Annotated in this window: 10 protein-coding genes and 2 pseudogenes; 1 reads left to right on the top strand and 11 read right to left on the bottom strand. The window is 36.6% G+C overall.

Features of this window, described 5'->3' with window-relative positions:
* Positions 1–588: 588 nt before the first annotated feature.
* Positions 589–1,548 (top strand): hypothetical protein, encoded by a 960-nt coding sequence (locus tag PN838_RS00605; RefSeq protein ID WP_272179439.1) that lies wholly within the window; start codon positions 589–591, stop codon positions 1,546–1,548.
* 40 nt (positions 1,549–1,588) lie between these two features.
* On the opposite strand, the pseudogene PN838_RS00600 reads toward PN838_RS00605, so the two are convergent.
* The 11 genes and pseudogenes from PN838_RS00600 to PN838_RS00560 form a co-directional block, all read right to left on the bottom strand.
* Positions 1,589–2,195: pseudogene (locus PN838_RS00600) on the bottom strand (IS66 family transposase); the annotation flags it as partial.
* A 383-nt stretch (positions 2,196–2,578) separates the two neighbouring features.
* On the bottom strand, positions 2,579–3,502 hold the full coding sequence (locus PN838_RS00595) for a leucine-rich repeat domain-containing protein (RefSeq protein ID WP_215964926.1): 924 nt from the start codon (positions 3,500–3,502) through the stop codon (positions 2,579–2,581).
* A 108-nt stretch (positions 3,503–3,610) separates the two neighbouring features.
* Positions 3,611–3,751: a hypothetical protein gene (locus PN838_RS00590; protein WP_272179438.1), complete on the bottom strand. Its 141-nt coding sequence runs from the start codon at positions 3,749–3,751 to the stop codon at positions 3,611–3,613.
* Positions 3,744–3,992, bottom strand: coding sequence for a PDDEXK family nuclease (locus tag PN838_RS00585; RefSeq protein WP_272179437.1), 249 nt, complete (start codon positions 3,990–3,992; stop codon positions 3,744–3,746). The genes PN838_RS00590 and PN838_RS00585 overlap by 8 nt, the downstream gene beginning before the upstream one ends.
* Positions 3,993–4,029: 37 nt before the next feature.
* Positions 4,030–5,225, bottom strand: a pseudogene (locus tag PN838_RS00580) (IS3 family transposase).
* Positions 5,226–5,383: 158 nt separating this feature from the next.
* Complete coding sequence (locus PN838_RS26845; protein ID WP_370661078.1) at positions 5,384–5,746, bottom strand: protein NO VEIN domain-containing protein; 363 nt, start codon at positions 5,744–5,746, stop codon at positions 5,384–5,386.
* Between the two features lie 83 nt (positions 5,747–5,829).
* Positions 5,830–9,012, bottom strand: coding sequence for a hypothetical protein (locus PN838_RS00575; protein ID WP_272179436.1), 3,183 nt, complete (start codon positions 9,010–9,012; stop codon positions 5,830–5,832).
* Between the two features lie 307 nt (positions 9,013–9,319).
* On the bottom strand, positions 9,320–9,553 hold the full coding sequence (locus tag PN838_RS00570; protein ID WP_272179435.1) for a hypothetical protein: 234 nt from the start codon (positions 9,551–9,553) through the stop codon (positions 9,320–9,322).
* 401 nt (positions 9,554–9,954) lie between these two features.
* On the bottom strand, positions 9,955–10,257 hold the full coding sequence (locus PN838_RS26840; protein ID WP_370661077.1) for a hypothetical protein: 303 nt from the start codon (positions 10,255–10,257) through the stop codon (positions 9,955–9,957).
* Between the two features lie 2 nt (positions 10,258–10,259).
* A complete protein-coding gene (locus tag PN838_RS00565; protein WP_272179434.1) occupies positions 10,260–11,858 on the bottom strand; it encodes a UvrD-helicase domain-containing protein in 1,599 nt (532 codons plus the stop codon).
* A 2-nt stretch (positions 11,859–11,860) separates the two neighbouring features.
* The gene (locus PN838_RS00560) at positions 11,861–12,415 is read right to left on the bottom strand and encodes a hypothetical protein (RefSeq protein ID WP_272179433.1); all 555 of its coding nucleotides are present in this window, start codon (positions 12,413–12,415) and stop codon (positions 11,861–11,863) included.
* Positions 12,416–12,434: the final 19 nt, after the last annotated feature.

The following is a 12,434-nucleotide window of genomic DNA, read 5'->3' as shown; positions in this document are numbered from 1 at the left end:
GTACGAACCACTGCAACCTAGTTGAAATTATAATATATACAATGAGTTACAATATAGTCGAACTTTGTGCAGTCACAAAAATCACCCAGTGAAATAACGGTGGGTGTCGCTGTTATTCCCAATTATGCAAAAGCAAGACCTGACCCCATGATTCCGCTAACGGCAACTGGGTTCCGGTAAATGATGCAGTCGCGGTATATGAAGTAGTAAGCAGACAGAGTGATACTTCTGCGGAACAAAGTTGCCATCGTGAATGGGTACCCAAAAAATGTCCGATTCATTGACGCAGACGAAATAACTTCATCTAGCGGCAGCGGCACTAGTGCAGACCCAACTTTACTTTTGCTGTCCAGTGCATATGGGAATATTACATTGAGTTGTGTTGAACAAAAGGATGAGGACGACAATGTAAAAGGCTCTACGTGCACTAATAGTCTTAGAGGGTCGATTGGTGAGACTTGTAAGACTATTCCCAATCCGAATGTATCGGGTGATGTATTAATTGTCTGCTATCATACCTAGTATTTTTCGATGAATATTACCCTGTAGTTAGAAAGCTATTTACAAGGGGTTTTGTAAAGGGCATTTATGAAACGACTTCTAATTACAAGTATGGTGATTTTAATCACCTCAATGCTTTGGCAATACTTAGATAAACCGGATGTGCCTCCATTGGCCGAATCACCGATTTACGAACAAGATGTAATCAGTACGAATAAGGCAGAAGCCCTTTCTACTGCACTCAACGATCAGAGTAAACCAAACAACCCTGCCATTAGCTCAAGCTCGCCACTAAATGTAATGCATGCCGATGCTGAATCACATAGCTCTACACTACTAGATGACATTTTTAAAATTGTAAAAAACGACTTGTTTCAAAAATATGACGACATGCTCCGCCTCAATTATGAAAACAGTTTCAGAAAAGTTAACGGGGAAGTTGTCGATACTAGCGACCAACCAAAATTTGACTGGGATGAATTTAACCAATTGCGAAAGGGACGATTTATCTATCCGAGTGATGAAGACTATCTATCGCTACTTCAATTTTTGGAGGGCGGAAATTATAATTGCAAAGCTCGCACATCTCAGCTTGGAGTGCAAAAAGCTTGTCACAAGAACCGCTGGGGTATCGAACTTTTTGCTGTGTATAAATTGCATGGCTATGACACACTTTACATGGACGATGTAATGTGGCGCGCCTTATCCGACTCAAGCGGAATTACGGAGACATTTAACGTGATGTGGGATTGGGCAGACAAATACGCTGTGCCAAGTTTCATGAATAATATTACTATTAATAGTCACGAAGCGAGAGTGATCGAAACGTTGGATTTAAACCCTGTTAGGAAGTCTATCCTCAATCGATTCGCCATCAAATGTGACAACGGCCTTTGCACCATAGTCGTACAGCATCATATACTAAATGACAGTTTTGTTGATTTTTACAATATGTACCCGAATTGCTTTGATATTATATTCGAATTTGGCCCACCACCGATGATTTACCAGTTGGTTTGTTTTGATACCGACGCAATCACTTGGTAAATGGAACCCTCATCACTACAACTTCTCTTTAAGCTCGGTCCTAAAGGGGTCCTCCTAGTACACTACCTATTAGACAGTGAACGTTCGGCCAGCACCACTTAAGGTTTAAAGTTCCGGGCAGTAAGCAATCAATGTCAAGCTCTGCATGGCAGAGTTCATCTAGGCAATGCATGATGTAATCGAATGGCACTAAGCCATTCGATTTAGCGGTTTCAATGATGCTATATAGATTGGCGCTGGCTTGTTAACCGTTTGCTGATTGGCTAAACATCCAATTTTTGCGGCCAATGACGAACGGTTTTATTGCTCGTTCAGCACGGTTGTTGCCAATGTTCAGGTGACCATCTTTTAAGTAGAAAATGAGCTTTCGCCATTGGTTTGCTAGGTAGTTGGCCGCTTCTGCTAATTTCGTTTTCCTATCAACCTTGGTTGGTTTTTCTCTAACCATGCATGCAGTTTATCGATGAGAGCTTGTGATTGTTGCGCTCTTATCTCGAGTTTCTCAGCTGGCGTTTTGTCTTTCGCTTTCGACTCGATGCCGTAGAGCTTTTGAATAAGGCTCAGTACCACATCGGCTTTGCCGGTCTTCTTTTACCTTGCACTTGCTTCGCTTCAATAAACTTGCGACGAGCATGAGCGGTAATCCCCGGTTTGATAATTTTTGATGAGCCGGATCAAAATGCAATGAGCTTGGACTCGACTCCATGATAATGTTACTGCAAAGTTCAAGCTCAATACCTTTTTATAATAAGCAAATCATCTTAGCTATCTCCAAACTTAATAAAGGTTAGACCTGATTTTGTAGAAAGAAGCATGATTTATACTGCTCTAACTCGCTCTTCAAAAACCAGTGTTTTTGTAGGTAATTATAATTCTCTTGTTAATGCTATTAGAGCCAAAGAGCGCTGGAAAACATTGAATACGTTATTTGATCTGGATCGATGCAAAATTGAAGTTGGCTAATGTGAGTTTACAACACTGTATGTATTTGCGATTAGCGGCTTGTCAGACCGCTAATCTATAAACGCTATTAGTATTTTAAATCATCAATCCAATCTATAGAGTCCAGATATTCAATAGCTTCTTGTGACAATGGATTATCGGTTAAGCGTACAAAAGAAAGATTTGTATTCGGATCTAAATCAATTTCATTAATAAAATTATTTTGAAGTTGTAGGTGCGTAATTTTTGGTACGTACCCTAAATCAATGCTAGAGATTTTGTTTTGAAATAAAACTAATTCTTCCAAGCTAGGAAGGTCCAAATATACTTGATCCAGCTCACTGCTATGAATTGTAAGATTTTTTAGCTTATTTAGACCTTCAAGCATAACTGATTTCAATTTTGTGTATTTTAAGGTAATTTCTTCTAGGTTTTGATTTGCCGTAAGATCTAAACTTTCAATTGACACTACTAAATCAAAAAGAAAAGAGTCAGAGCCATATGTGCCTATTGATAAACTTTCCAATGACTGTATATCGCCAATGTCTAAAGTTTCTAGTACTGTGTCTCGAATCGTTAAATCCTTTAGTTCTGGCAGGTTATCAAGGGAAACTTCGTTAACTTTATGTGAATTTTCTATTTTAAAAGTCTCTAAATTAGAAGAATTTTGTATTGTAAGCCTGCGAAGTTGCTCCGAAGAAATTACTGATAGTCTTTCGACATACAGAATGTTATCGAAGTTTACTTCATGAGCATCTAGTGAATGAAGGGCGACTCCTTTCAAATTTGGAAAGTGGTTTAAGTCTTGTAAATTTGAGTAACCATAGCCCCCTTTACAAAGAACCTCTGTTAACTCTTCTACCTTAGTAAAGCTCTCAGCTTCTGCTCGTTCTTTAATACAAGACTCAACTGATTCACTTACAAAGATTATATCTGCGATTAGTCCATCTTCCTTCGATGATTCGCAACCTAAAAGACTTACAATAAACAAAATGATCAAAATTTGTTTCATATATTAATCCTTAATTTTAAATGCAGTTAGGCATCTTAAATCAATGACCAACCGCAATAAATAATCCATATTCTATTAGTTTGAATAATACTCAATATTTTCGTCAAGTTAACCTAGCGCTTCATCGAGCCTAGAGCCTTTGAAAATTTCCTTTGTTTCATCTTCCCAATGGGCTTCTTTATTTTTTGCAGCTTGGAAGCCCAAATGACCAAAGTCTAAGTACCTATACCACTGCGTCTGGTTACACATAAAGTGGATATTGTTCAAAATAGTCAACGGTCTCGGGCAGAGAATCTCTTACAATTCCTAGGCGCTTTTCACCATCACTTAAAAAATGGTGAGTTCGGCCACTTTTGATCCCTTTATATAAATGACGTCTTGTACCCTTTGGCCCTGACCACACTTTAATCAAAGGTTCATATTTTCCTTTCGACAAACTATCAAGCCAATTAGTAAGGATTTTGTTAACGTTATTAAGTTTTAAAATCATTACTTGTACTCAACTTTATATAGTCTGGTTGTAGTGGTCAACTGTTTTTGGCCACGGTTTTATAGTTTAGCCAGTATCTTCTCTCTGACTCATTTGGTGCCAAACCGCCATTATGCTGATGCGGCCTAACTTGACTGTAATAGCCAATAATATATTTCGTGATATCTATCTTGGCTTCATTAAAACTACGATAGCCTACCGTTGGAACCCATTCTGTCTTTAGACTTCTGAAAAATCGCTCCATCGGTGCGTTGTCCCAGCAATTTCCGCGACGGCTCATGCTTTGTGTTATCTGGTAACGCCACAGCCTCTGTCTGAATTTTCGGCTCGTGTAATGACTGCCTTGGTCACTGTGAAACATCACGTTTTCAGGTCTGCCACGTAGCTCGTAAGCCATTGTTAGTGCTTTGACTGTTAATTCGCTGTCAGGTGAGTGTGACATTGCCCACCCAACAGGTTTTCGAGCGAACAAATCAATCACGACAGCTAAATAGGCCCAACGATTTCCTGTCCATATGTACGTCACATCGCCGCACCAGACTTGATTAGGCGCAGTTACATCAAACTGACGACCAAGCAAGTTAGGTATTGCCACATGCTCCTTTGAGCCTTTCTTATAAGCATGTTGTGGTATCTGACAACTCACTAAATTAAGCTTTTTCATTAACTTAGTAGCCCGGTATCGACTCAACGTTACGTCACTTTCATCTTGTGTAATGATTTCACTGATTGTTCTGGCACCTGCGGAGCCACCGCTTAACTCATGAGCATTCTCAACCTTCTTTAGTAATACTTGATGCTCGACTGACGGCGAATTATCTCGTTTCAGCCAATATTTAAAGCTGCTACGATTAACACCGAAGACATCACACAATATTTTTATTGGATACCTTAGCTTTATGGCTCTGATTGAGTTTTTCGATTAATTCGAATTGTTCAGTGAGTCCGACATCAACAGAGCCGTAGCCTTTTTAGAATTTCCTTTTCTAATTCAATGCGTTCAATTTTCTTTTCAAGCTCTCTTATCCTAAGCTGCTCGGGAGTCATGGGTGTTGCTTTAGGCGCTTTGCCTTGCCGTTCTTCTTTTAACTGTTTAACCCATTTACCAATCGTCGAATAACCCACATTCATGGCCTTAGCTGCTTCTTCATGGGTATAACCATGATCGAGTACCAATTGTGCCGTTTCTAATCTAAATTCTGGGCTGAAATTTTTACGTGACTTCTTAGCCATTATCTTCACCTAATACTGTTATGATTCAATCATAACATCCTCTAATTAGGTGGCCAAAATCACTATGCCACTACAGGTTATACCTGAACATTGGTTATAACCTTACTATTTAGCTCTCCTTGATCCCCCTCTAATATCCAAAAACTCAGTACTTTCTGTCATATCAAGGTGAACATAAATTGATTGTTCAACAGCCTCTTGCACTGACAGAGGGTTTTTAATATACCCAACAAGTATTCACCGTCATTGGTTTTACTTAATCTATATATATAATATTTTTCTGAATGTTTATACGCACAATTTTTTTCATTGCCACGCAACTCTATTTCAGCATTTATATTTTTTCTGCCTTTAACTTCAATGAAGCGACTAACTGAAGATATATTTCTATTTTTATTTGATTTAAAGTCATCTCTTAATTGCTGAGATGAAAAACTTAGGATATCGCAGCCGAAACCTTCCTTTCCTTGAATTTGTCCTACTCTCAATGGAAACCTATTCGAGTATTCTTCAAATTCAATAGCCTTCTTTTCAGCAAAGTCTCCATCCGTAGCTTTATATCCTGAAACGCTGTTCCTTGAACTTTTAGTTCGCTTGACAACTTTTATATTAGTTGTTTTTTCTTTTTGACTGGCTGGGGATCTTTCGACGTAACCTCTATATCATCATCATCGTCATTTGATGCTTCTTTTTCACTCTTGTGAGTAGATCTCTTATCGCGAAGTTGCTCATCATCACCTGGGCTTTCAGAGCTTTCATCTTTATCATTTACTACTTCAGGATCATCAATTTCATCGAAGGCTGAGTATAGGTGCTCTTCTTCATCAATAGTAAAATCATCGTCAAAATCCAACAAAATTTCATCAATATCAATAAAGCTATCATCGCCTCTGATACTTTTTAGTAACTCTCTTCTTTCATTTTCTCCGCATGAAAATAATCTAGAAAAATTACCTCCATCTGTGAGTAAGAACATGCTTGCTAATGCAGAACCAACTGAATCAGCAAGTAACTGTGAATTAGAATTTGTTTGTAGTGATGGATTTGAACGCACATAAATAGTGCTAGTTGCTTCATCTATTAACCATCCCCAAAACGGAAGAGAAAACTCTATTGCATCGCCTTCATATATTACTTCTGCATTTAGTTCAGAACATACTTTAAGTGAATAACCTTTTAATTTTTGTAAAATTGCTTGTTGGCCAGCTACTCCAGCCCTTACAGCATACAAGTATGGTTTGGCTTTCTGGAAATAATCATCAAGGTCAATATCAAGAATATAATGTTTTGGTTTTTGCTTTAAAGAAGAAAGACTAATTGACTTTATACCAAAAACTTTTTCTACTTTTCTAACCCCAACCTTATGAGAAAGCGCAGCCATTGATAACTTTTTAGTTAAAGTGCTTGGCAAACTTCCAATATCATCATGTCTTAAGTCTGTTATCGGGTAATAATCGAACTTCCCATCACACACACCCCACATTTCTCCAGTAGACAAAAATTTTAACTTTGACGATTCATTACCAACTTCTATAGCATCGATAATATCTAAGAACCAGCGGTATAGTGCTTTAGCTGCAACTCCCTTCGGATCTTTTGCAGGAAGTTCTATCAATTTATCGTAAATATCAGAGGATTTCAGCTCAAACTGATTGGTAATTACACCGCCTTTCCTCCAACCATCAATTATGTTTCTTTCAGATACTCCAAAGCTTAATAACACTTCAGCTTTTGGTCTAGCTGGTCTACTAAAAATTGCATCTGTAGTTTTATCTATGACAATACACTCTTTAGGCTTTATTGGTTTTTGGTGTTTATCCATCAACCAATCCGTATATTCCAGCTTCCATTTTATGTAGCTAGGCAATGCCCCTTGATGAACTCTATCATTTCTGTCGTAGCCTTTTCTTGCCGCTATTTTGTTATCGGTGGTGTCAGCTAAAAGAGTATTAATTCTCTCATCTCTAGACAGCCATGCTGCTACTGCATCCGATTTAGTTGGAATCAAAAATTGTTCTAAACCATCTATATTTGCTATTGAAGTTAAATACAATGGAGATGAAGATAGTGATTCTTTTGTTTTAAAAATATACTCATTCCCAAAACTCACAGGGTAATCGAATGAGTCTTTAACATGTTCGAGATAAGTTTTATCAGCGCTAATATTTATTCGCTTTTGGATTATAGTTCTTGGCCATTTATTTACACCGAGCCAAATAAAAAACTCAATCAAGTTTTCAATGCTTTCCGTGAAATGAAATGTAGATGGTAGAGCGACTAATTTGCAATCTTTAACATCTTCGTACAAAACTTGGGTAATATTGCCATCAGAACCATAACCTTTCCCAAAATATAAATTTGACGTTCGAATTAAATCCCCTGATTGGTTTTCAATTTCTATAGTAACATTCGGTGGAAAGGCAGGTTTGACTGAACTAAGATCTTCAGCTTTATATATTCTATAAATTGCAGTAATCAATTCGTCATTTATTATCTTTCTTTCCGGAGTTTCAACAACTTTTTTCTTCGAGTTTGCATTTGCTGCTAACCTACTAATAAGGCTACCCAAGGAGTATTCTCTTAAGCCAAAATCCGATAGTTTTACTTGTAGACTTCTTACATCCTTTGCTTCTAAGAGGAACATCAGTTTTGTTTGCATAAGCTCATCTAAAAACCAAAGCTTTTGCCATGAAGGAAGTTCGGGTAAATCAATTCCTTTCCGAGAATTAAAAACTGTCACTGCATGCGGTAGACTTTTCTGGTTAGTTGCTAACAGTAAAGAAGATGAATGAGTAGAAGAATGGAAATTATGAGCTATTATTCCAGTAATTGCTTTAACTCGCTGATCTACATCTTGCCAATTATGAGCAATAAATCTTTCTTGTATCTCTTTATTATTTATGTGTTCAGCACCTAATTTAATGAAAAATCGGCTTTGTTCTTTATTACATTTTGCAATATCGCCAAAACTTTCTTCAGGCAACCACTCGGTACTTTCAATGTTTAAAACTTTACTAAGTTTAGGTGAAAGTAAAGAACCATCAATAGTAGGTATTATGTTTTTATTGGACACAGCATCGTATAATAAATCTTCAAAATTCACAGACTTAAAATCGTGTGAATAACTTTCTAAAGGTATCACTATTTTATAACCAGCATTAATACCATCAGGGAACTGTTTTGCTCTTAACTCTGCTACTTCGGCTATAAACTCCGCTAACTTTTCAAAAACGAACTCATTAGTTTTGCATTTTTTTAAGTGGTTTCTACTTTGGTCTAATTCAAAAGTAGCGTGGCAAACAACAGGAACGGGAAGGTTTATTTGTGTAGGAAAATAAGAATATAATGGATGAGTTACTGGGTTATCACCGTCATTATAATCCGGCACAGCAATGATTAGCTCGTAACCCAATAATTTATCGGTGTTATTATCAAGATAAGTACTTTCTACATTTCCTGACTGTCTAAATATTTGCCAAATACCAATAGGTTCATCATTCTCTAAAACTAAAGATGCCGATTCATCTCCTTCTTTTGTCCAAACTTTAACGTCTTTATTTGGCAGGATAAATATAATTTCATCTAAATATGGGACAAATAAAAGTACTTCTGGGCTAAGTGAACAGATTTGTTTTTCGACATCATATCTAAATTCAGGCTTTTCAAAAGGTATACCTATAACAGTATTGTAACCCTCGGAACGCCAGAAATGGCAGCGCTCTTTAAACTTTAAAGTAGTAGGTTCAGTCAATTCATCATAGTTTTTACCAAATGCTGGAAATGGCAAAATGGGAAATACTAACCCTTTTTCTTGCTCCTGCTCTTTAGAGACTAATAACTGAACGTCATTAGATTGACTACAGATCTGCTTTAATAACTTTTTATTATACGCACCACTATATGCGATATTTAAACTCCCACTAGATATTAAAGGTTTTTTAGTTAAATTTAGTACCGAGCGAAACCCTAGTCCTTTGCATCCGATTAACTTTTTTCTTTACGCCTTTTAGGACTAAGATGATGATTTTGTAATGAATGTACACCACCAAGCGAGAACGCCTTACCAGTATTAGCAACTAATAGCCCTTCATCCATTACCTCAATAACAACTCTCCCCTTACAGAAGACTCTTTAGCTTGATCCGCAGCATTTTGTAAAAGTTCTAAAACCTCCCTGCCTTTATAATCTTCACTGGTGGCTCTTTCACTGCGAAACTCTTTTATTAAATTAGCAGGTTTAGCTAAATATGATTCTAGAGTTTTTGTTTCTTCTTCAGAAAGCCATTCATGCCACTCTGAAATAGTTTCAGGGACCTTAGAGTCATTCATATTTTACATAATCCTAATATTGTCTAAAAATTATATAGACTGTAATCTGAATATAGTTTAAGAGCCGTAGACCACTGCTAAAACATCAAACAACTTTAACACGATTGATCAATGCTGACTGTTGCTTAGCACTTGGTAACTAGCTATCTTCTGTCCCAAAGCGTGTAGAACAGATATCGGTGCCGCCGAATAGGTAAAGTTTATCTTACTATAACTAATGTAACTTTATAAATTTGAGGGCAAAATAATGAGCATAAACGGTTCTACGAGAAGGAGTTGCTAAAAGGGGCAGTCCCCAAAATTCTCATATTGACAAATTAGCTGCCATAGATGAGATAGGTTGAGGCTTCTACCGAGAAAACACAGGTACGGCAGATTTTTATTGCTGACAATAATCTAAATCATTTATTTATACATACAACTTCGTAGCCATTTGCCCTAATCTGATCTAAATCTTGTTCACTTAAAGTGACTCTATTTTTCGCTGACTTAGCATAAGTCCTATGAATTGCTATACAGAGCAAGTGAGTCGGTCTTGTCATACCGACATAAAGTACCTTTTTCTTCGCCTCTAAGCCTTTCTTCTTCTTGCCTTTTAATAGAGGCAAGAGTTGATTTATATCGTAGCCCTTGTTGTATGTTTCCATAATTAGAGTCGCAGTATGGGTTTCACCTTTTGCTCTATGTATTGTAGAAACAAATATATCTATAGGAGAGCCTTCAGCAACGACTGAAATTTTGTTTGGCTCGCTTTTACTTTTGGTGTTCTATAGTTGGAAATTAATGTAATGAGCTGATCTTGCTCGTATTTGAACCCCATAAAATCAGCCAGTGACTGTAATGATTTTTCAAGATATAGATTGAGGTCAGTCTCAATTAGAAGCTCTTCAACAATGTAAAATGAGTTCAATTTTAACTCATCAAGAAGAACTTTATTGTTGAGTTTCAAATAGTGAATTAGTGTCTTTGTTGTAAACTTGTTCCCTTTATTTTTTATTCCATTCACGTCTAGGTATTGAACAACCAAGTTCCAATAAACGTTATTGATAAAGCATGGCGTAATTTCACAGCTACTATTGAAAAATTTATCTCTAATATTATCTCCATTTATAAGTTCAGGAGGGGTTACAGCATGAGACTCAACGTAGCTTGGTATGGTATGGTAGTCGTTAACTTTTCCTATATTCCCAACTGCTTTAAACATTGGATTATTTTCCAAATGCAAGTTGTGTCTTTTAATCAACTCAGCAAACTTAGGCAATACCTGATCAATACGTTCATCATCGAATACTATGACTACTGGATCAATATTAACTTGACTACCAGTTGTTAATTTATGATCTGTTATGGAGAAATGGCTAGCAACATTAGAGATTTTTGGAGATAACCTCTTCGTATCACATATTCTAATATGTTCATCCTTGATATCCCATGTCTGTTCATTTGAACTTTGAAAATTAAATATTGACTGATCGTTGTCACCAATTTTTTGAATTGTAGAGTCAGAATTTCCGAAAATATTATTTAAAAGATCAAACTGTCTATTATCTGTATCTTGAGTTTCATCAACAAAAACATAGCTGAATCTTGCGCTGATAAGGTTTACTATATCAGGGACTTCTTTCAGATATGCTTCTGCCAAGTCATAACAGTGACTAAATGTTAAATAACCTCTTGATGCTATTTGATTTACAACGTTCTTTTCAAGGTAAGATTTGAGTTGGGCATAAAATGGTTTTGTACTGTTAACCATTGTTTTTTCCCTTCCTCCAGATTGCTTTAACACAATTTTTTCGTCATATACCTCTAAGTTGTCTAAAAACCTCTCAACACTTTTAAAATTATTTTCTTGGCATCGCTTTAATAAAATCCTACCAATCCAGTTGGAATTCATTAAAGAGACCAGTTTCTCATTGAATATTTCAGAATCTATTGTCTCGGGCTTTTTCCCAAATATCTTCACATACATAGGTATTGCCAAGTATTTATTAATAAAAGACTGAAATGTTCCTACATGGTTGGGGTATCCAAGAACCTTGCTTCCGTTATGGCCAAGCTTACGTTTGATTTCATCGACAGCAACATTGGTGTGAGTTAGAACTAAAATGCCACTTTTATCCGGGAACGGCATTTTAGTGGCGAGTATATCCAGCTTAGCAACCAATGAAGTCGTTTTACCTGCCCCCGGACAAGCTTGGATATCTTTTGTGACGGAACATTTAATAAACTCTTTACTCCCGTCATCGAACTTTAGGGAAAGTTTCTTCTCTACATCTAGAATATCTTGTTCTGTTATCGGACTCATACTTATTTGCCCGTCACATTCTTAATCGCACTAACCAAATAGCTAAGGTTTTCATCTGCTTCTACGCCTTCAAAATCGGCGTCAATGATAAAGTCTGAGAAAACCTGAGCTACAACAGCTTTTGAAATCTTCTTATCGAGCATGATCTTCTGATAGATATTGTAAGCAATTTCATCAACACTCAAATTATCTTCATCTTTCCATTTCTTATATTCGACCTTAGCTTTTTCAATTAATGCAACTTTTTCTTCTTTGTTATACACATAGTCTTTTGACTTTGTTTTATGGCAAATATAAACAGCTTGGTGGAACAATTCACTTAAACAACTTCTAGCGATGCTATATTCAAGAGTCCAATAAGGCGCAACAAAAGCAGTTACAGGCGCTTCATATTTATCTCGAATGTCTTGAGCTGTATTTATCCTCATCTCTTCGATCTCTACTGAGGTCATTTCAACTTTAATAGTTTTGCCTTCTTCATCTTTAAGATTATTTCCATCTTCGTCTTTTTTATTTTTAGTTTGCTTATCTTCATGAATAAAAGGTCTTACATCCACATCAGTTATCAATGAAACA

The organism is Psychrosphaera algicola (assembly GCF_028401425.1).
Taxonomy (GTDB): Bacteria; Pseudomonadota; Gammaproteobacteria; order Enterobacterales; family Alteromonadaceae; genus Psychrosphaera; species Psychrosphaera algicola.
This window is presented reverse-complemented; position numbering and strand designations above follow the sequence as displayed.